General features: G+C 35.6%; 30 protein-coding genes. 29 read left to right on the top strand and 1 reads right to left on the bottom strand.

Annotated features, from left to right (window positions below):
- Window positions 1-14: 14 nt before the first annotated feature.
- Window positions 15-1,715 (bottom strand): BamA/TamA family outer membrane protein, encoded by a 1,701-nt coding sequence (locus tag E0F98_RS07535; protein ID WP_132110106.1) that lies wholly within the window; start codon window positions 1,713-1,715, stop codon window positions 15-17.
- Window positions 1,716-1,986: 271 nt separating this feature from the next.
- Here E0F98_RS07535 and rpsL point away from each other — a divergent pair, with 271 nt between their 5' ends.
- The 29 genes from rpsL (at window position 1,987) to rpsK (ending at window position 16,904) form a co-directional block, all read left to right on the top strand.
- Window positions 1,987-2,370, top strand: coding sequence for a 30S ribosomal protein S12 (gene rpsL, locus E0F98_RS07540; protein ID WP_007136570.1), 384 nt, complete (start codon window positions 1,987-1,989; stop codon window positions 2,368-2,370).
- A 74-nt stretch (window positions 2,371-2,444) separates the two neighbouring features.
- Window positions 2,445-2,921, top strand: a complete 477-nt coding sequence (gene rpsG, locus E0F98_RS07545; RefSeq protein WP_035668130.1) for a 30S ribosomal protein S7 — start codon at window positions 2,445-2,447, stop codon at window positions 2,919-2,921.
- Between the two features lie 11 nt (window positions 2,922-2,932).
- Window positions 2,933-5,089 (top strand): elongation factor G, encoded by a 2,157-nt coding sequence (gene fusA, locus E0F98_RS07550; protein ID WP_132110108.1) that lies wholly within the window; start codon window positions 2,933-2,935, stop codon window positions 5,087-5,089.
- Between the two features lie 11 nt (window positions 5,090-5,100).
- A complete protein-coding gene (gene rpsJ, locus E0F98_RS07555) occupies window positions 5,101-5,406 on the top strand; it encodes a 30S ribosomal protein S10 (RefSeq protein ID WP_011963470.1) in 306 nt (101 codons plus the stop codon).
- 153 nt (window positions 5,407-5,559) lie between these two features.
- A complete protein-coding gene (gene rplC / locus E0F98_RS07560; RefSeq protein WP_132110110.1) occupies window positions 5,560-6,177 on the top strand; it encodes a 50S ribosomal protein L3 in 618 nt (205 codons plus the stop codon).
- Window positions 6,177-6,806: a 50S ribosomal protein L4 gene (rplD, locus tag E0F98_RS07565; protein WP_132110113.1), complete on the top strand. Its 630-nt coding sequence runs from the start codon at window positions 6,177-6,179 to the stop codon at window positions 6,804-6,806. The genes rplC and rplD overlap by 1 nt, the downstream gene beginning before the upstream one ends.
- Before the next feature lie 6 nt (window positions 6,807-6,812).
- Window positions 6,813-7,103 carry a 50S ribosomal protein L23 gene (rplW, locus tag E0F98_RS07570; protein ID WP_007136564.1) on the top strand — a complete coding sequence of 97 codons (291 nt, stop codon included), beginning with the start codon at window positions 6,813-6,815 and terminating at the stop codon, window positions 7,101-7,103.
- A gap of 9 nt (window positions 7,104-7,112) precedes the next feature.
- Window positions 7,113-7,937 carry a 50S ribosomal protein L2 gene (gene rplB, locus E0F98_RS07575; protein ID WP_132110115.1) on the top strand — a complete coding sequence of 275 codons (825 nt, stop codon included), beginning with the start codon at window positions 7,113-7,115 and terminating at the stop codon, window positions 7,935-7,937.
- A gap of 7 nt (window positions 7,938-7,944) precedes the next feature.
- Window positions 7,945-8,223: a 30S ribosomal protein S19 gene (gene rpsS / locus E0F98_RS07580; protein ID WP_007136562.1), complete on the top strand. Its 279-nt coding sequence runs from the start codon at window positions 7,945-7,947 to the stop codon at window positions 8,221-8,223.
- A 6-nt stretch (window positions 8,224-8,229) separates the two neighbouring features.
- Window positions 8,230-8,640 carry a 50S ribosomal protein L22 gene (gene rplV, locus E0F98_RS07585; RefSeq protein ID WP_007136561.1) on the top strand — a complete coding sequence of 137 codons (411 nt, stop codon included), beginning with the start codon at window positions 8,230-8,232 and terminating at the stop codon, window positions 8,638-8,640.
- A 6-nt stretch (window positions 8,641-8,646) separates the two neighbouring features.
- Window positions 8,647-9,396 (top strand): 30S ribosomal protein S3, encoded by a 750-nt coding sequence (rpsC, locus tag E0F98_RS07590; RefSeq protein ID WP_132110117.1) that lies wholly within the window; start codon window positions 8,647-8,649, stop codon window positions 9,394-9,396.
- Window positions 9,397-9,414: 18 nt separating this feature from the next.
- Window positions 9,415-9,840: a 50S ribosomal protein L16 gene (gene rplP, locus E0F98_RS07595; RefSeq protein ID WP_016989325.1), complete on the top strand. Its 426-nt coding sequence runs from the start codon at window positions 9,415-9,417 to the stop codon at window positions 9,838-9,840.
- Window positions 9,841-9,853: 13 nt separating this feature from the next.
- The gene (gene rpmC / locus E0F98_RS07600) at window positions 9,854-10,051 is read left to right on the top strand and encodes a 50S ribosomal protein L29 (protein ID WP_132110119.1); all 198 of its coding nucleotides are present in this window, start codon (window positions 9,854-9,856) and stop codon (window positions 10,049-10,051) included.
- 11 nt (window positions 10,052-10,062) lie between these two features.
- Window positions 10,063-10,323, top strand: coding sequence for a 30S ribosomal protein S17 (gene rpsQ / locus E0F98_RS07605; protein WP_066081027.1), 261 nt, complete (start codon window positions 10,063-10,065; stop codon window positions 10,321-10,323).
- Between the two features lie 2 nt (window positions 10,324-10,325).
- The gene (rplN, locus tag E0F98_RS07610; RefSeq protein WP_132110121.1) at window positions 10,326-10,694 is read left to right on the top strand and encodes a 50S ribosomal protein L14; all 369 of its coding nucleotides are present in this window, start codon (window positions 10,326-10,328) and stop codon (window positions 10,692-10,694) included.
- A gap of 11 nt (window positions 10,695-10,705) precedes the next feature.
- Window positions 10,706-11,020, top strand: coding sequence for a 50S ribosomal protein L24 (rplX, locus tag E0F98_RS07615; RefSeq protein ID WP_132110123.1), 315 nt, complete (start codon window positions 10,706-10,708; stop codon window positions 11,018-11,020).
- A gap of 2 nt (window positions 11,021-11,022) precedes the next feature.
- Window positions 11,023-11,574, top strand: a complete 552-nt coding sequence (gene rplE / locus E0F98_RS07620; protein ID WP_132110125.1) for a 50S ribosomal protein L5 — start codon at window positions 11,023-11,025, stop codon at window positions 11,572-11,574.
- 3 nt (window positions 11,575-11,577) lie between these two features.
- Window positions 11,578-11,847: a 30S ribosomal protein S14 gene (gene rpsN / locus E0F98_RS07625; protein ID WP_074724338.1), complete on the top strand. Its 270-nt coding sequence runs from the start codon at window positions 11,578-11,580 to the stop codon at window positions 11,845-11,847.
- A gap of 70 nt (window positions 11,848-11,917) precedes the next feature.
- Window positions 11,918-12,316, top strand: coding sequence for a 30S ribosomal protein S8 (rpsH, locus tag E0F98_RS07630; protein ID WP_066081018.1), 399 nt, complete (start codon window positions 11,918-11,920; stop codon window positions 12,314-12,316).
- A 15-nt stretch (window positions 12,317-12,331) separates the two neighbouring features.
- Entirely contained in the window at window positions 12,332-12,874 is a 543-nt protein-coding gene (gene rplF / locus E0F98_RS07635) for a 50S ribosomal protein L6 (RefSeq protein WP_132110127.1), read from the top strand.
- Between the two features lie 11 nt (window positions 12,875-12,885).
- Window positions 12,886-13,236 (top strand): 50S ribosomal protein L18, encoded by a 351-nt coding sequence (rplR, locus tag E0F98_RS07640; protein WP_132110129.1) that lies wholly within the window; start codon window positions 12,886-12,888, stop codon window positions 13,234-13,236.
- A 6-nt stretch (window positions 13,237-13,242) separates the two neighbouring features.
- Window positions 13,243-13,767, top strand: a complete 525-nt coding sequence (gene rpsE, locus E0F98_RS07645; protein ID WP_074724336.1) for a 30S ribosomal protein S5 — start codon at window positions 13,243-13,245, stop codon at window positions 13,765-13,767.
- A 12-nt stretch (window positions 13,768-13,779) separates the two neighbouring features.
- Window positions 13,780-13,962: a 50S ribosomal protein L30 gene (rpmD, locus tag E0F98_RS07650; RefSeq protein ID WP_132110131.1), complete on the top strand. Its 183-nt coding sequence runs from the start codon at window positions 13,780-13,782 to the stop codon at window positions 13,960-13,962.
- A gap of 11 nt (window positions 13,963-13,973) precedes the next feature.
- The gene (gene rplO, locus E0F98_RS07655) at window positions 13,974-14,426 is read left to right on the top strand and encodes a 50S ribosomal protein L15 (RefSeq protein WP_016989313.1); all 453 of its coding nucleotides are present in this window, start codon (window positions 13,974-13,976) and stop codon (window positions 14,424-14,426) included.
- 13 nt (window positions 14,427-14,439) lie between these two features.
- Window positions 14,440-15,786, top strand: coding sequence for a preprotein translocase subunit SecY (secY, locus tag E0F98_RS07660; RefSeq protein WP_132110133.1), 1,347 nt, complete (start codon window positions 14,440-14,442; stop codon window positions 15,784-15,786).
- A gap of 4 nt (window positions 15,787-15,790) precedes the next feature.
- The gene (infA, locus tag E0F98_RS07665; protein WP_007136545.1) at window positions 15,791-16,006 is read left to right on the top strand and encodes a translation initiation factor IF-1; all 216 of its coding nucleotides are present in this window, start codon (window positions 15,791-15,793) and stop codon (window positions 16,004-16,006) included.
- 12 nt (window positions 16,007-16,018) lie between these two features.
- Entirely contained in the window at window positions 16,019-16,135 is a 117-nt protein-coding gene (ykgO, locus tag E0F98_RS07670; protein WP_074724333.1) for a type B 50S ribosomal protein L36, read from the top strand.
- A 2-nt stretch (window positions 16,136-16,137) separates the two neighbouring features.
- Window positions 16,138-16,512 (top strand): 30S ribosomal protein S13, encoded by a 375-nt coding sequence (gene rpsM / locus E0F98_RS07675; protein WP_101137088.1) that lies wholly within the window; start codon window positions 16,138-16,140, stop codon window positions 16,510-16,512.
- A gap of 8 nt (window positions 16,513-16,520) precedes the next feature.
- Entirely contained in the window at window positions 16,521-16,904 is a 384-nt protein-coding gene (gene rpsK / locus E0F98_RS07680; protein ID WP_007136543.1) for a 30S ribosomal protein S11, read from the top strand.
- Window positions 16,905-16,907 lie beyond the last annotated feature (3 nt).

The following is a 16,907-nucleotide window of genomic DNA, read 5'->3' on the forward strand; positions in this document are numbered from 1 at the left end:
TTTTATGCACGCATCTAAAATTTAACATTATAACTAATATGGATAATTGTGTTATAAAAATCAATTTTTGTGCTTTTTTCGCTACCATTAGCGAGGGATATTTTGAGTAAACCGTTTGCAGTTTGGACTCCAAATCCAAGTCCGAAACCGAGTAGATCTGTTTTGTTTTTGATTGAGCTAGGGCTTCGGAAGCTGCAGTAATCAAGGATTGTATTGAAGTATACGCTCGGTGAGATGATGTAGCGGTATTCGGTAATGATAGTAGTCATGAGATTTGCTTGCAAACTATTTTCGCTAAATCCCCTGATAGAGTTAATTCCTCCAAAACGGTATAATTCGTTGTCAAGATAGTTCGAGCTGTAAAGGAAATAATTATAACTTTTTATGTTAATATTGTTCTTTGTGTTTAAATAAAAGGTGTGCATCGCCTGTAGTTCGATAAAAAACTGCTTGTATTTTGTGTTTAATTCTGATTGATTGTTTGTTTCTCTTTTTCCGGATCCAGCAGTTATATCAAGGGAGGATTTTTTTAGAAAAAGCGTCTTGGAATAATCAAATTGTGAAAAGTTTAGTTTTGAAGTTATAAAGGTGTTATTGTAGTCGGCTAGTGTGGTGCTGTTTGTGTTTTGAATGTCGCTCGATGCTGTTGATTGATATCCCAAATAGAAACGGGTGTTGTAATTGATAAAATAACTCAGGTCGATCTGAGTCTTTGTGTTTTGATAGGTGCTGTCTTGCTTGAAAATGTTTAACTGTGCTTTTAGTCCAATCGGAGTTTTGAATAAATAGGGAAGTTCTAAGGAGGTGTTGAATGTTTTTTGTTGGTCGCCGTCGCTTTTCCAATAAAGTGAAAATTGTTCTCCTACTTTTAAGGTGTTTTCTAGAGTAAGATCAAGGTATCCATTGAGGACGATTTTTTTATTTTCATTGTTGCTGAATCCAAGGAAGCCGTCAAAAGTATTCGATTTTCTTTTTTCGAGGTAAACGTACACTTTGGTACTGTCTTTTGTGAATAATATTTCGGGTTGTTTGGGTTGGCTTACGAAACTAATTTTTCGAAATTCCTCATGAATTTTCGTTAAGAGTTCTTGGTTGAAGGTTTTGTTTTTGTATTTTCTGTTTATTTGGGTTAAATAGTTACTGGGAAAACTGTTTTTAGTCGGGTTGTCTGTTTGTTTTATTACAATAGTGTTTAGTTGTCTTTGATTTTCTGTTTCGAATTGTAGATTGGCAAATAGTATGTTTTCTTTTCGTTGAATATTTGTTAGCTTCAGTTTTGCTAGAGGGAATCCTTTTCTTTCTAGGGCAATGGTATTTTGGTTTAGAAATTTTTCTATTTCGAGGTATGGTATAAAAATGCTGTCTTGTGTCGTGTTATTAAATAGTGTTTTAGTAAACGCATTATTTGTACCTATATTTATATGTATATGTTTTATTTTTATGCCTAAGCTAATTTGTGTTGTATAGGTAGAATCATTTTCTTTAAGTTGGTTGGTAATTTTATTTTCGATAAATCCTAATTGTGACAGTCTTTGAGAGGTGGTTTCAAGCTCTGATTTTATTGAGAGTGCATTTTTATGTTTCGAAATGTAGTTTAGAGAGTCTATTGTTTGAGTTTCCTGTCTGGAAATGCCTGTTAGTTGCAGTTTAAAATTTTGCGAATAGCAAGTTGCGGTGTATGCAAGTAGAGAAATATAAATTAGGAAGTTTTTCAATTTGTGTTTAAGTTTTTATAAAAGTAATGTAAATATCGAAAGTTTGTAGTAAAAGTCAAGCTGCTTTCTGATTGTCAAAAAATCACTATGGAATTGAGAAATTGTTCCTGTTCGTTGATAGATGGGTGATTCTATATACCATTAAATAACAATTGTTTACTTCGGAAAAAAAATAATGAATTAACGTTTGTAGAGTGAAAAAAAAAATCTACATTTGCAACCCCGTAAAAAGCGGGAATTAAATATACATAATAAATTTTTAGTATTAATTATGCCAACAATTCAACAATTAGTAAGAACAGGAAGAACTCAGATAACTAAGAAGAGTAAATCGGTTGCTTTAGATTCTTGTCCTCAAAGAAGAGGGGTTTGTACGCGTGTTTACACTACAACACCAAAAAAACCAAACTCTGCAATGCGTAAAGTAGCGCGTGTACGTTTGACAAATGGTAATGAAGTAAATGCCTACATCCCTGGTGAAGGACACAATTTACAAGAGCACTCGATAGTATTAGTTAGGGGTGGAAGGGTAAAAGATTTACCAGGAGTTAGATATCACATCGTTCGTGGTGCACTTGATACATCAGGAGTAGCAGGAAGAACGCAAAGGAGATCTAAGTATGGTGCTAAACGCCCAAAAGAAGCAAAAAAGTAATTTAAAGCGTTATTCTTATAGTGTTGCGAATTTTTCGTGATGGTATAGGTGTAGCATTTTATTAAAAAAAAGACATGAGAAAAAGAGCGGCAAAGAAAAGACCACTTTTACCAGATCCAAGGTTTAATGACCAATTGGTAACGCGTTTTGTGAACAACTTAATGTGGGACGGTAAGAAATCAACAGCTTTTAAAGTTTTTTATGATGCAATTGACATTATAGAATCTAAAAAGCAAGATGCAGAAAAACCATCATTAGAAATCTGGAAAGATGCTTTGACAAACGTTATGCCACACGTAGAAGTACGTAGTCGTAGAGTGGGTGGAGCTACATTCCAAATTCCGATGCAAATTAGACCAGATAGAAAAATTTCTATGGCAATGAAGTGGTTGATACTTTATTCTAGAAGAAGAAATGAAAAATCTATGGCTCAAAGGTTAGCTTCAGAATGTTTAGCTGCGGCTAAAGAAGAAGGAGCGGCTGTTAAGAAAAGAATGGATACTCACAAAATGGCAGAAGCTAATAAAGCTTTCTCTCACTTTAGATTTTAATTCATAGAAAAATGGCTAGAGATTTAAGATATACAAGAAATATAGGAATTGCTGCTCATATTGATGCTGGTAAAACAACAACAACTGAGCGTATCCTTTTTTACACGGGTAAAACACACAAAATTGGTGAGGTGCACAATGGTGCTTCAACAATGGACTGGATGGAACAAGAAGCGGAAAGAGGTATTACAATTACTTCTGCAGCTACTACTTGTGAGTGGAATTTTCCAACGACACAAGGGAAGCTTTTGCCAGAAACATTACCGTACCACTTTAATATTATCGATACCCCAGGACACGTTGATTTTACTGTTGAAGTAAATCGTTCTTTGCGTGTACTTGATGGGTTGGTTTTCTTGTTTAGTGCTGTTGATGGTGTTGAGCCTCAATCAGAAACTAACTGGAGACTTGCTGATCAATATAGAGTACCGCGTATTGGGTTTGTTAATAAAATGGACAGACAAGGGGCTAACTTTTTGAACGTGTGTCAACAAGTTAGAGATATGCTAAAATCGAATGCTGTTGCGATCACTTTGCCAATTGGTGAGGAAAATGATTTTAAAGGTGTTGTGGATTTAGTAAGAAACCAAGCTATCGTTTGGGATGACGCAGGTATGGGAGCAACTTACGAGATTGTGCCTATTCCTGAGGATATGATTGCTGATGTTAAAGAGTATAGATCTATTCTTATTGAAGCAGTTGCTGACTACGATGAGAATTTATTAGAGAAGTTTATGGAAGATGAAGACTCAATTACTGAGGAAGAAATCAACATAGCTTTAAGAGCTGCTACTATGGATATGGCTATCATTCCTATGGTTGCTGGTTCTTCTTTCAAAAACAAAGGAGTGCAATTCATGTTAGATGCAGTATGTAAGTACTTGCCATCTCCAATGGATAAAGAAGGTATCGAAGGAATTCATCCTGATGATGTTGAATTGTTAGAAGAAGATCAAACTAAAATCTTGCGTAAGCCAGATGTTAAAGAGCCTTTTGCTGCTTTAGCGTTTAAGATTGCTACTGACCCATTCGTAGGTCGTTTGGCTTTCTTCCGTGCTTATTCAGGACGTCTAGATGCAGGTTCTTATGTTCTGAACACTCGTTCAGGAAACAAAGAAAGAATCTCTCGTATATACCAAATGCATGCTAACAAGCAAAACCCAATCGATTTTATCGAAGCAGGTGATATTGGAGCTGCAGTAGGATTTAAGGATATCAAAACTGGAGATACATTGTGTGATGAAAAACACCCAATTATTCTTGAGTCAATGAAATTTCCTGCACCAGTAATTGGTATTGCAATTGAGCCTAAAACTAAAGCTGACGTTGATAAAATGGGTATGGCTTTGGCTAAATTAGCAGAAGAAGATCCAACATTTACTGTTAGAACTGATGAAGCTTCAGGGCAGACTATTATCTCAGGAATGGGTGAGCTTCACTTAGATATCTTAGTAGATCGTATGAAGCGTGAATTCAAAGTTGAAGTGAACCAAGGTGAGCCTCAAGTTGAGTACAAAGAAGCTTTTACTAAATCAGCAGTACATAGAGAGACATACAAAAAACAATCAGGTGGTCGTGGTAAATTCGGTGATATCGTATTTAAATTAGAGCCAGCGGATGAAGTTGATGGAAAAGTGCCTAATGGATTACAATTTGTTAACGCTGTTAAGGGTGGTAACGTTCCTAAAGAATATATTCCATCTGTAGAAAAAGGTTTCCGTGAAGCTATGAAAACTGGACCACTAGCTGGTTATCAGGTAGATAGTTTGAAAGTAACTTTAACTGACGGATCTTTTCACCCTGTCGATTCTGATGCTCTTTCTTTTGAATTAGCTGCAAGAATGGGGTATAGAGAAGTTGCTAAAGCTGCGGGTGCTGTTATTCTTGAGCCGATCATGAAAATGGAAGTTATTACACCAGAAGAAAACATGGGAGATATCGTAGGTGATATTAACCGTCGTAGAGGTCAGGTTAATGACATGGGAGATAGAAATGGCGCGAAGACTATTAAGGCAGATGTGCCATTATCAGAAATGTTTGGTTATGTGACAACATTAAGAACGTTATCATCTGGTAGAGCAACATCTACTATGGAATTTTCACATTACGCGGAAACTCCTTCTAATATTTCGGAAGCAGTAATCAAAAAAGCAAAAGGAAACGCTTAATCTTAAAGAAAATGAGTCAAAAAATCAGAATAAAACTAAAATCTTACGATCACATGCTAGTAGACAAGTCTGCTGAAAAGATTGTAAAAACGGTTAAGAGTACCGGTGCAGTAGTAACAGGACCAATTCCATTGCCTACTCACAAGAAACTTTTTACAGTACTACGTTCTCCGCACGTTAACAAAAAAGCGAGAGAGCAATTTGAAGTAATGTCATACAAGAGATTGATTGATATTTATTCATCTTCATCTAAAACTATTGATGCTTTAATGAAATTAGAATTGCCTAGTGGAGTTGAAGTAGAGATCAAAGTTTAAGGATTTACTTAAGAGTAAAAAGGGCACTTTGTTTAAGTGGAAGTTTTTTTTGGATTGTGTGTAAATAAGTTATACTTTTGCACCACTTTAAAAATAAGCTCCACTTAAATGATGTGTTCTATTTTTATATTTAATAATTAATAATTAATATTTATGTCTGGGTTAATTGGTAGAAAAATCGGCATGACTAGTATTTTCGATGAAAACGGGAAGAACATTCCTTGTACAGTAATTGAAGCTGGTCCATGTGTTGTTACCCAAGTCAGAACCATTGGTGTTGACGGGTACGAAGCGTTGCAACTGGGTTTCGATGACAAAAACGAGAAACATTCCACAAAAGCGGCTTTAGGTCACTTTAAGAAAGCGGGAACTGTAGCTAAGAAAAAAGTCGTTGAATTTCAGAATTTTGCAACAGAACAAAAACTAGGAGATCTTATCGATGTTTCTATGTTTGTAGAAGGAGAATTTGTAGATGTACAAGGTGTATCTAAAGGTAAAGGTTTTCAAGGGGTTGTAAAACGTCACGGTTTTGGTGGTGTTGGTCAAGCAACTCATGGTCAACATAACCGTTTAAGAGCGCCAGGTTCTGTAGGAGCTTCTTCTTATCCATCTAGAGTATTCAAAGGAATGCGTATGGCTGGAAGAATGGGAGGAGAAAATGTAAACGTTCAAAACCTTAGAGTATTAAAAGTAGTTACTGAAAAGAACCTACTTGTTATAAAAGGATGTGTTCCTGGTCATAACAACTCTTATGTAATCATTCACAAGTAATGGAAGTAAAAGTATTAGATTTCAACGGAAAAGATACTGGAAGAAAGGTTGAACTTTCTGATTCAGTATTCGCAATTGAACCAAATAATCACGCAGTATATCTTGATGTTAAGCAGTATTTAGCTAATCAAAGACAAGGAACGCACAAAGCAAAAGAAAGAGCTGAAGTAGCGGGAAGTACACGTAAGATTAAAAAACAAAAAGGAACTGGTACTGCTCGTGCGGGTAGTGCAAAAAATCCATTGTTTAAAGGTGGGGGAACAGTTTTTGGACCTAGACCAAGAAGTTATTCATTTAAACTGAATAAAAGCTTGAAACGTTTGGCAAGAAAATCTGCATTCTCAATGAAAGCAAAAGAGTCAAACATTATCGTTCTTGAAGACTTTAATTTTGAAACTCCAAACACTAAAAATTTCATTAATGTTTTGAAGGCTTTAGAGTTAGAAAATAAAAAATCTCTATTTGTGTTGGGCGATACGAATAAAAATGTATATTTGTCGTCACGCAATTTAAAGGCATCTAGCGTTGTAAGTAGCTTAGAATTAAGCACTTATGCTATACTAAATGCTAATAACCTAGTTCTTTTAGAAAGCTCTTTGGAGATAATTGAAGAAAACTTAAGTAAATAATAGGATATGAGCATCATAATTAAACCTATAGTAACGGAAAAAGTAACCAAAGAAAGTGAAGTTTTAAACCGCTTCGGATTCGTTGTTAACAAAAAAGCAAATAAAGTTGAGATTAAGAAAGCTATTGAAGCTGCTTATGGTGTGACTATTTTGAGTGTTAACACGATGAACGTAAGACCGGATAGAACTACAAAATACACTAAAAGTGGTTTGATCAGTGGAAAGACTAATGCAATTAAAAAAGCAATTGTTCAAGTACAAGAAGGAGAAACAATTGATTTTTACAACAATATCTAAGATAGAAAAATGTCAGTAAGAAAATTAAAACCTATTACCCCAGGTCAGCGATTTAGAGTTGTGAATGGTTATGACGCCATTACAACTGATAAGCCGGAACGCTCTTTGATAGCGCCGATAAAAAACTCTGGAGGTAGAAATAGTCAAGGAAAGATGACCATGCGTTATACGGGTGGTGGTCACAAGCAGAGATATCGTATTATTGATTTCAAAAGAAGTAAGGAAGGAATTCCTGCGACAGTGAAATCAATTGAATATGATCCAAATCGTACTGCATTTATAGCATTGTTAGCTTATGCTGATGGTGAGAAAACATATGTTATTGCTCAAAACGGATTGAAAGTAGGTCAGAAATTAGTTTCTGGTCCAGAATCTCAACCGGAAATAGGTAATGCAATGCCGTTAAGCAGAATTCCATTAGGAACTGTTATTTCTTGTATTGAGTTAAGACCAGGTCAAGGAGCAGTAATTGCTCGTTCAGCTGGAACATTTGCTCAATTAATGGCAAGAGACGGGAAATACGCAACAATCAAAATGCCTTCAGGTGAAACAAGATTAATCTTGTTAACTTGTGCTGCTACTATTGGAGCTGTTTCTAATTCAGACCACCAATTAGTTGTATCTGGTAAAGCAGGTAGAACAAGATGGTTAGGTAGAAGACCTAGAACAAGACCTGTTGCAATGAACCCTGTCGATCACCCAATGGGTGGTGGTGAAGGACGTTCTTCTGGTGGACATCCACGTTCAAGAAATGGAATACCAGCAAAAGGTTATAGAACTCGTTCTAAGAAAAACCCGAGTAACAAGTATATCGTAGAACGTAGAAAGAAATAATTAAGATATGGCACGTTCATTAAAAAAAGGACCTTTCGTTCATTATAAGTTAGACAAGAAAGTTCAAGAAAACATAGCAGGTGGAAACAAAGGAGTTGTAAAGACATGGTCTAGAGCTTCTATGATTACTCCAGACTTTGTTGGGCAAACTATCGCAGTTCATAACGGTCGTCAATTTGTACCAGTTTACGTAACTGAAAACATGGTAGGTCACAAATTAGGAGAATTTTCACCAACTAGATCTTTTAGAGGTCATGCTGGAGCAAAAAATAAAGGTAAAAAATAAGAAGCAATGGGAGTTCGTAAAAGAGAAACAGCAGATGCGAGAAAAGAGGCTAATAAGTCTATTGCTTTCGCGAAATTGAATAACTGCCCTACTTCACCTAGAAAAATGCGCTTAGTAGCGGACTTGGTAAGAGGTCAGAAGGTAGAGAGAGCATTAAACATCTTAAGATTTAGTTCTAAAGAAGCTTCAAGAAAATTAGAAAAATTGGTTTTATCTGTTATTGCTAACTGGCAAGCAAAAAACCCTGACGCTAATATGGAAGAAGCAGGTTTATTTGTTAAAACGATTACAGTTGATGGTGGAATGATGTTGAAAAGACTTCGTCCAGCACCACAAGGTCGTGCACACAGAATAAGAAAACGTTCTAATCACGTTACAATCGTATTAGGATCTATTAATAACACACAAGCAATTTAATACAAGATGGGACAAAAGACAAATCCAATTGGAAATAGACTTGGTATCATCAGAGGATGGGACTCAAACTGGTATGGTGGAAATGATTATGGTGATAAACTTGCCGAAGATCACAAAATCAGAAAGTATATCCATGCTCGTTTATCAAAAGCTAGTGTATCAAAAGTAATCATCGAGAGAACTTTGAAGCTTGTAACCGTTACTATCACTACAGCTAGACCTGGTATCATTATCGGAAAAGGTGGGCAAGAGGTAGACAAGCTGAAAGAAGAACTTAAGAAAATTACTGACAAAGAGGTTCAAATCAACATCTTTGAAATCAAAAGACCGGAGCTTGACGCGTATCTAGTTGCTACAAGCATCTGTCGTCAAATCGAAAGCCGTATTTCTTACAGACGTGCAATCAAAATGGCTATTGCTGCTTCTATGCGTATGAACGCTGAAGGTATCAAAGTTTTGATTTCTGGTCGTTTGAATGGTGCTGAGATGGCACGTTCAGAAGGTTTCAAAGAAGGAAGAGTTCCTTTATCAACTTTCAGAGCCGATATTGATTATGCATTAGCTGAAGCGCATACTACTTATGGTAGAATGGGTATCAAAGTGTGGATCATGAAAGGTGAAGTTTACGGAAAGAGAGATCTTTCTCCGCTTGCTGGAATGGACAAAAAACAATCTGGCGGAAAAGGTGGAGATGCTCCTCGTGGTAAATCTAACTTTAATAAAGGTGGAAAACCAGACGCTCGTAAAAGAAAGTAATTTTTAAATTAAAGAAAAATGTTACAGCCTAAAAGAACAAAATACCGTAAGGTACAAAAAGGTAAAATGAAAGGGAACTCTGGAAGAGGACATGAACTTTCTAATGGGATGTTTGGTATTAAATCTGTACATGAAGATGGAATGTTTCTAACTTCTCGTCAAATTGAAGCTGCGCGTATCGCTGCAACTCGTTTCATGAAAAGAGAGGGACAATTATGGATCAAAATATTTCCAGACAAACCAATTACTAAGAAGCCTCTTGAGGTACGTATGGGTAAAGGTAAAGGTGCAGTTGAGTATTGGGCTGCCGTTGTTAAACCCGGAAGAATTATGTTTGAAGTTGGAGGAGTTCCTTTGTCAGTTGCAAAAGAGGCGTTACGTCTTGCGGCTCAAAAGCTTCCAGTAAAAACTAAATTCGTTGTTGCTAGAGATTTCGAAGCATAATCTATATTATATTATGAAACAATCAGAAATAAAAGATCTTTCTGCAGCGGAGTTGCAAGAGAAGCTTAGTTTGACTAAGAAAACATATGCTGACCTAAAAATGGCTCATGCTATATCACCAATTGAGAACCCACTTCAAATTAGAAGTGTAAGAAGAGTAATTGCGAGAATAGCTACAGAGCTTACAAAAAGAGAGTTGCAATCATTGTAATCTGCCGAAAGATGGAAGAAAAAAGAAATTTAAGAAAAGAGAGAGTTGGTGTTGTAACTTCGGACAAAATGGACAAGTCTATTGTTGTTGCCGAAGTGCGTAAAGTAAAACACCCATTATACGGTAAGTTCGTGTTGAAAACTAAAAAGTATCATGCACACGACGAAATGAACGACTGTAACATTGGAGATACGGTAAGGATTAGCGAAACGCGTCCTTTAAGTAAGACAAAATGTTGGAGGTTAGTTGAAATCTTAGAAAGAGCTAAATAATTATGGTACAACAAGAATCAAGATTAAAAGTAGCAGATAACACTGGAGCTAAAGAAGTTTTAACTATCCGTGTTTTAGGAGGTACCAAAAGAAGGTATGCTTCAGTTGGTGACAAGATTGTAGTTTCTATCAAAGATACAACTCCTAACGGAAGCGTTAAAAAGGGAGCTGTTTCAACTGCAGTTGTTATACGTACCAGAAAAGAAGTGAGAAGAGCTGATGGTTCTTATATCCGTTTCGATGACAATGCATGTGTTCTTTTGAACGCTGCAGGGGAAATGAGAGGAACTCGTGTTTTTGGACCGGTAGCAAGAGAACTTCGTGAAAAACAATTCATGAAAATTGTATCATTAGCACCAGAAGTGCTTTAATTCGTTATAAGATGATAAAGCTAAAAATAAAAACAGGCGACATTGTAAGAGTAATTACTGGAGACCATAAAGGTGCTGAAGGTAAAGTATTGCGAGTTGACCGTGAGAAAAACAAAGCGATCGTTGAAGGTGTAAACATGGTTTCAAAACACACGAAACCAAGTGCAAAAAGCCCTCAAGGTGGTATTGTAAAAAAAGAAGCTTCTATTCAAATTTCTAACATCTCTCTAATTGATCCTAAAACAAAGGAAGCAACTAGAACTGGAGTTAGAGTTGAAGGAGATAAGAAAGTAAGATTTTCAAAAAAATCTAATCAAGTACTATAGTAATGGCGTATATACCTAGACTAAAAGAGGAATACAAGAACAGAGTAATATCTGCTCTTAAAGAGGAGTACGGATACACAAACGTAATGCAAGTTCCAAAATTGGAAAAAATCGTTTTGAGCCGTGGAGTTGGAGCAGCAGTATCTGATAAAAAATTAATTGACTATGCGGTTGATGAATTGACAAAGATAACTGGACAAAAAGCAATATCTACAATTTCAAAGAAAGATGTTGCATCTTTCAAATTGAGAAAAGGAATGCCGATTGGTGCTAAAGTTACTTTACGTGGAGAAAGAATGTATGAGTTTTTAGATAGACTTATCACATCTTCTTTACCACGTGTTAGAGATTTCAGTGGTATTAAAGCTACAGGTTTTGACGGAAGAGGAAACTATAACCTTGGGGTTTTAGAGCAAATCATTTTCCCAGAAATTGACATTGATAAAGTAAACAAAATATCAGGTATGGATATCTCTTTTGTAACTACTGCAAAAACAGATAAGGAAGCAAAGTCATTATTGACTGAATTAGGATTACCTTTTAAAAAGAATTAAGATATGGCTAAAGAATCAATGAAAGCCCGTGAGGTGAAGAGAGAAAAAACGGTAGCTAAGTATGCTGAGAAAAGAAAAGCTTTGTTAGAAGCTGGAGATTTCGTAGGTTTGCAAAAATTACCTAAAAACGCTTCACCTGTTCGTTTGCACAATAGATGTAAAATAACAGGTAGACCTAGAGGTTACATGCGTCAATTTGGTGTTTCACGTGTTACTTTTCGTGAAATGGCAAATAACGGATTGATACCAGGGGTTAAAAAAGCCAGTTGGTAAAATAATAATTTTAATTGGTTAAAGGTTCTTCAGATGGTCTGACGAAAACCATAACCGCAAATTTATACATATGTATACAGATCCTATTGCAGATTATTTAACAAGGGTTAGAAACGCTGTGGCTGCAAACCACAAAGTTGTCGAAATTCCTGCATCTAATCTAAAAAAAGAAATAACTAAGATCTTATTTGATCAAGGTTATATCTTAAGTTACAAATTTGAAGACAACGCTGTTCAGGGTTCAATCAAAATTGCTTTGAAGTATGATAAAGATACTAAAGAGTCAGTAATTAAAGATATCCAAAGAATTAGTAAACCAGGTTTACGTAAATATTCAAGTTCTTCTACTATACCAAGAATCCTTAACGGATTAGGTATTGCGATTGTTTCTACATCTAAAGGTCTTATGACTGGAAAGAAAGCGAAACAATTAAATGTTGGTGGTGAAGTAATTTGTTACGTATACTAATAAATAGACTATAAGATGTCAAGAATAGGTAAAAGTCCAATTGTAATCCCTGCTGGTGTAACTGTAGAAGTTAAAGACGGTATTATTACAGTAAAGGGAAAAAATGGTCAACTTACACAGGAGTTTTCGGACGTAACTGTAACAGTTGAAGACGGTCAAGTTCAAGTGGACAGATTGTCTGATCACAAAGACGAAAGAGCAAAACACGGTTTGTACAGATCTTTAATCAATAACATGATTATCGGTGTGACTGAAGGTTTTACAAAATCATTAGAATTGGTAGGAGTAGGTTACAGAGCTTCTAATCAAGGACAAAAATTAGATTTAGCTCTTGGATACTCTCACAATATCGTTTTGCAAGTTGCTCCTGAAGTAACTTTAGAGACTATATCTGAAAAAGGTAAAAACCCAATTGTTAAACTTACATCGTTTGACAAACAACTTTTAGGTCAAGTTGCGGCAAAAATTAGAGCTTTCCGTAAGCCTGAGCCGTACAAAGGAAAAGGTGTTAAATTTGTGGGTGAAGTATTAAGAAGAAAAGCAGGTAAATCAGCTTAAAAAATAAGATTATGTCATTATCAAAACCTGAAAGAAGACAGAGAATTAGATTCAGAATTAGAAAGACGATTAGTGGTACTGCTACAAATCCAAGACTATCTGTATTTAGAAGTAACAAAGAAATTTATGCTCAACTTATTGATGACGTAAACGGAGTTACTATTTTGGCTGCTTCTTCAAGAGAAAAAGAAATAGAAAAAGGTACTAATGTAGATGTTGCTATTGCAGTTGGAAAACTTGTAGCAGAGAAAGCGTTAAAAGCTGGGATAGAAGTAGTAACATTCGATAGAGGAGGTTACTTGTATCACGGTCGTATTAAATCATTAGCAGAAGGCGCGAGAGCTGCTGGACTTAAATTCTAATATATTATGTCTAATAAATACAAGAATGTAGAGTTGGTAAAACCAAGTGGTCTTGAATTAAAAGATCGTTTGGTTAGTGTTAATCGTGTTACTAAAGTTACAAAGGGTGGTAGAGCTTTCGGTTTTTCTGCTATTGTAGTTGTAGGTGATGAGAATGGTGTTGTAGGTCATGGATTAGGGAAATCTAAAGATGTTTCTGAAGCAATTGCGAAAGCAGTAGAAGATGCTAAGAAAAATTTAGTAAAGATTCCTTTGAATGGAAAATCAGTGCCACACGAACAAAAAGGAAAATTTGGTGGAGCACGTGTATTCTTGATTCCTGCCTCTCATGGTACAGGAGTTATTGCAGGAGGAGCTGTTCGTTCAGTTCTTGAGTCTGTTGGGATTCACGATGTATTATCGAAATCTCAAGGATCATCAAATCCTCACAACGTTGTTAAAGCAACTTTTGACGCGTTGTTACAAATGAGAAGCGCCTATAGTGTTGCAAAACAAAGAGGAGTTTCTTTAGAAAAAGTTTTTAAAGGTTAATTCAAGGAAATTATGGCTAAATTATTAGTAAAACAAGTTAGAAGTAAAATCAACTGTCCACTTGATCAAAAAAGAGGATTGGAAGCTTTAGGTCTGCGTAAAATGGGACAAATTGTAGAGCATGATTCAAACCCTACAATCCTTGGGATGATAAACAAAGTTAAACACTTAGTTTCTGTAGAGGAAACTAAATAACAAATACTGTTATGAATTTAAGTAACTTACAACCAGCTGAGGGTTCAACACACAGTCAAAATAAAAGATTAGGTAGAGGAGAAGGTTCTGGAAAAGGTGGTACTTCGGCAAGAGGACACAACGGACAAAAATCTCGTTCTGGATATTCTAAAAAGATTGGTTTTGAAGGAGGGCAAATGCCACTTCAAAGACGTGTGCCTAAGTTTGGTTTTACAAACATCAATCGTAAAGAATACGAAGGTGTGAATCTTGATACACTTCAATTATTAGTTGATAATGGTGTGATTACAGATACTGTCGATATGACTGTGTATGTATCAAATCGTTTGGCAACTAAGAATGAAATCGTTAAGATTTTAGGAAGAGGAGAATTGAAAGCAAAATTAAAAGTAACTGCTCACAAATTTACTGCTACTGCAAAAGCTGCTATTGAAGCTGCTGGTGGAGAAGCTGTAACAATGTAATTTTTCAAATTATATGAAGAAATTTATAGAATCATTAAGTAATGTTTGGAAAATCGAGGAGCTAAGAAACAGAATCCTAATGACATTAGGTCTGCTTTTAGTTTATCGTTTTGGAGCACATGTTACGCTTCCGGGAATCGATGCAACACAATTGAATGGTTTAGCAGGTCAGACCCAAAGTGGTATCGGATCTATACTAGATATGTTTACTGGTGGTGCATTCTCTAAAGCGTCAGTTTTTGCTTTAGGAATTATGCCTTACATTTCGGCTTCTATTGTGGTGCAGCTTATGGGAATTGCGATTCCTTATTTGCAGAAACTTCAAAGTGATGGTGAAAGTGGTAGAAAAAAGATTAATCAGATAACACGTTGGTTAACTATTGTTATTACACTAGTGCAAGGACCAACTTACATCTACAATCTATATAGAACTTTACCTAGTAGTGCATTTTTATTAGGGTTTAATTCTTTTGAATTCTTGTTTTCTTCAGTGATTATCTTAGTTACAGGTACAATATTTGCCATGTGGTTAGGTGAAAAAATAACTGATAAAGGAATTGGAAATGGTATTTCACTTTTAATCATGGTAGGTATACTTGCTAGATTTCCTCAAGCATTTATACAGGAGTTTACTACTAGAGTTACAAATAACAACGGTGGACCAATGGTATTGGTTATCGAAATTATTATATGGCTTTTAGTTATTGTTGCCTGTGTTTTATTAACTATGGCAATTAGAAAGATACCAGTTCAGTACGCTCGTCGTACGACTTCAGGTGATTTTGAGCAAGATATGATGGGTGGTAATAGACAATGGATTCCTTTGAAGCTTAACGCTTCTGGAGTTATGCCTATTATCTTTGCTCAGGCGATCATGTTCATTCCTGCTGCTTTAGCTGGGTTGTCTAAGTCAGATGCATCACAATCAATTGTTGGCGCTTTTAGTGACATGTTCGGTTTTTGGTATAATCTTGTATTTGCAACTTTAATAATTGTATTTACATTCTTTTATACAGCAATTACAGTTCCTACTAATAAGATGTCAGATGATTTGAAGAGAAGTGGAGGATTTATTCCAGGTATTAGACCGGGTGTAGAAACTTCTGATTTTCTTGATAAAGTGATGTCATTGATAACTTTCCCAGGATCTTTATTTCTAGCTTTAATAGCTGTGTTCCCAGCGATTATTGTAAGTCTTATGGATGTTCAACAATCTTGGGCAATGTTTTTCGGAGGTACCTCATTAATAATTATGGTTGGTGTTGCAATAGATACAATTCAACAAATTAATTCATACTTGTTAAACAAGCATTATGACGGTTTAATGAAGAGTGGAAAAAATAGAAAAGCAGTAGCTTAATCTTATGGCAAAACAATCAGCAATAGAACAAGACGGATCAATAATTGAAGCATTATCAAATGCTATGTTCCGTGTAGAGTTAGAAAATGGACATATCGTAATTGCTCATATATCTGGAAAAATGCGCATGCATTACATCAAATTATTACCTGGTGATAAAGTGAAACTAGAAATGAGCCCGTACGATTTGTCAAAAGCAAGAATTACTTATAGATATTAAAGGATATTCACAATGAAAGTTAGAGCATCAGTAAAAAAGAGAAGTCCCGAGTGCAAGATTGTGCGTAGAAAAGGGATATTGTACGTTATAAACAAAAAGAATCCTAGATTTAAACAAAGACAAGGATAATTATGGCAAGAATAGCAGGGGTAGATATCCCAAAAAATAAGAGAGGTGTTATAGCACTTACCTATATCTTTGGATTAGGAAGCAGTAGAGCTATTGAGATTTTAGAAAAAGCTCAAGTTAGCCAAGATAAAAAAGTTCAAGACTGGAATGATGATGAGATCGGAGCAATTCGTGAAGCAGTATCAGAATTCAAAATTGAAGGAGAATTGCGTTCTGAGGTTTCTTTGAACATCAAACGTTTAATGGATATTGGTTGTTATAGAGGTATCCGTCATAGAACTGGTCTTCCTTTAAGAGGACAAAGAACTAAAAACAATTCTAGAACAAGAAAAGGTAAAAGAAAAACTGTTGCCAACAAGAAAAAAGCAACTAAATAATAAGTAATATGGCTAAAGCAACTGCAAAAAAACGTAAAGTTATCGTTGAATCAACGGGAGAAGCTCATATTTCTGCTACCTTCAATAACATCATCATTTCTTTGACAAACAAAAAAGGTGAAGTTATTTCTTGGTCTTCAGCTGGTAAAATGGGTTTTAGAGGTTCTAAAAAGAATACTCCATACGCAGCCCAAATGGCAGCAGAAGATTGTAGTAAAGTAGCTATTGAAGCAGGACTTAAAAAAGTGAAAGTTTATGTTAAAGGACCAGGAAATGGACGTGAGTCTGCGATTCGTTCTTTGCATAACGGTGGAATTGAAGTGACTGAGATTATCGACGTTACCCCAATGCCTCACAACGGATGTCGTCCTCCTAAGAGACGTAGAGTTTAATTT

Origin of the sequence: Flavobacterium hiemivividum, assembly GCF_004349145.1 — a bacterium.
GTDB classification, from domain to species: Bacteria; Bacteroidota; Bacteroidia; order Flavobacteriales; family Flavobacteriaceae; genus Flavobacterium; species Flavobacterium hiemivividum.

Excerpts from the sequence above, each read along its gene's own strand:
- rpsL (WP_007136570.1), top strand. The coding sequence starts at position 1,987 with ATGCCAACAATTCAACAATTAGTAAGAACAGGAAGAACTCAGATAACT.
- rpsG (WP_035668130.1), top strand. The coding sequence starts at position 2,445 with ATGAGAAAAAGAGCGGCAAAGAAAAGACCACTTTTACCAGATCCAAGG.
- fusA (WP_132110108.1), top strand. The coding sequence starts at position 2,933 with ATGGCTAGAGATTTAAGATATACAAGAAATATAGGAATTGCTGCTCAT.
- rpsJ (WP_011963470.1), top strand. The coding sequence starts at position 5,101 with ATGAGTCAAAAAATCAGAATAAAACTAAAATCTTACGATCACATGCTA.
- rplC (WP_132110110.1), top strand. The coding sequence starts at position 5,560 with ATGTCTGGGTTAATTGGTAGAAAAATCGGCATGACTAGTATTTTCGAT.
- rplD (WP_132110113.1), top strand. The coding sequence starts at position 6,177 with ATGGAAGTAAAAGTATTAGATTTCAACGGAAAAGATACTGGAAGAAAG.
- rplW (WP_007136564.1), top strand. The coding sequence starts at position 6,813 with ATGAGCATCATAATTAAACCTATAGTAACGGAAAAAGTAACCAAAGAA.
- rplB (WP_132110115.1), top strand. The coding sequence starts at position 7,113 with ATGTCAGTAAGAAAATTAAAACCTATTACCCCAGGTCAGCGATTTAGA.
- rpsS (WP_007136562.1), top strand. The coding sequence starts at position 7,945 with ATGGCACGTTCATTAAAAAAAGGACCTTTCGTTCATTATAAGTTAGAC.
- rplV (WP_007136561.1), top strand. The coding sequence starts at position 8,230 with ATGGGAGTTCGTAAAAGAGAAACAGCAGATGCGAGAAAAGAGGCTAAT.
- rpsC (WP_132110117.1), top strand. The coding sequence starts at position 8,647 with ATGGGACAAAAGACAAATCCAATTGGAAATAGACTTGGTATCATCAGA.
- rplP (WP_016989325.1), top strand. The coding sequence starts at position 9,415 with ATGTTACAGCCTAAAAGAACAAAATACCGTAAGGTACAAAAAGGTAAA.
- rpmC (WP_132110119.1), top strand. The coding sequence starts at position 9,854 with ATGAAACAATCAGAAATAAAAGATCTTTCTGCAGCGGAGTTGCAAGAG.
- rpsQ (WP_066081027.1), top strand. The coding sequence starts at position 10,063 with ATGGAAGAAAAAAGAAATTTAAGAAAAGAGAGAGTTGGTGTTGTAACT.
- rplN (WP_132110121.1), top strand. The coding sequence starts at position 10,326 with ATGGTACAACAAGAATCAAGATTAAAAGTAGCAGATAACACTGGAGCT.
- rplX (WP_132110123.1), top strand. The coding sequence starts at position 10,706 with ATGATAAAGCTAAAAATAAAAACAGGCGACATTGTAAGAGTAATTACT.
- rplE (WP_132110125.1), top strand. The coding sequence starts at position 11,023 with ATGGCGTATATACCTAGACTAAAAGAGGAATACAAGAACAGAGTAATA.
- rpsN (WP_074724338.1), top strand. The coding sequence starts at position 11,578 with ATGGCTAAAGAATCAATGAAAGCCCGTGAGGTGAAGAGAGAAAAAACG.
- rpsH (WP_066081018.1), top strand. The coding sequence starts at position 11,918 with ATGTATACAGATCCTATTGCAGATTATTTAACAAGGGTTAGAAACGCT.
- rplF (WP_132110127.1), top strand. The coding sequence starts at position 12,332 with ATGTCAAGAATAGGTAAAAGTCCAATTGTAATCCCTGCTGGTGTAACT.
- rplR (WP_132110129.1), top strand. The coding sequence starts at position 12,886 with ATGTCATTATCAAAACCTGAAAGAAGACAGAGAATTAGATTCAGAATT.
- rpsE (WP_074724336.1), top strand. The coding sequence starts at position 13,243 with ATGTCTAATAAATACAAGAATGTAGAGTTGGTAAAACCAAGTGGTCTT.
- rpmD (WP_132110131.1), top strand. The coding sequence starts at position 13,780 with ATGGCTAAATTATTAGTAAAACAAGTTAGAAGTAAAATCAACTGTCCA.
- rplO (WP_016989313.1), top strand. The coding sequence starts at position 13,974 with ATGAATTTAAGTAACTTACAACCAGCTGAGGGTTCAACACACAGTCAA.
- secY (WP_132110133.1), top strand. The coding sequence starts at position 14,440 with ATGAAGAAATTTATAGAATCATTAAGTAATGTTTGGAAAATCGAGGAG.
- infA (WP_007136545.1), top strand. The coding sequence starts at position 15,791 with ATGGCAAAACAATCAGCAATAGAACAAGACGGATCAATAATTGAAGCA.
- ykgO (WP_074724333.1), top strand. The coding sequence starts at position 16,019 with ATGAAAGTTAGAGCATCAGTAAAAAAGAGAAGTCCCGAGTGCAAGATT.
- rpsM (WP_101137088.1), top strand. The coding sequence starts at position 16,138 with ATGGCAAGAATAGCAGGGGTAGATATCCCAAAAAATAAGAGAGGTGTT.
- rpsK (WP_007136543.1), top strand. The coding sequence starts at position 16,521 with ATGGCTAAAGCAACTGCAAAAAAACGTAAAGTTATCGTTGAATCAACG.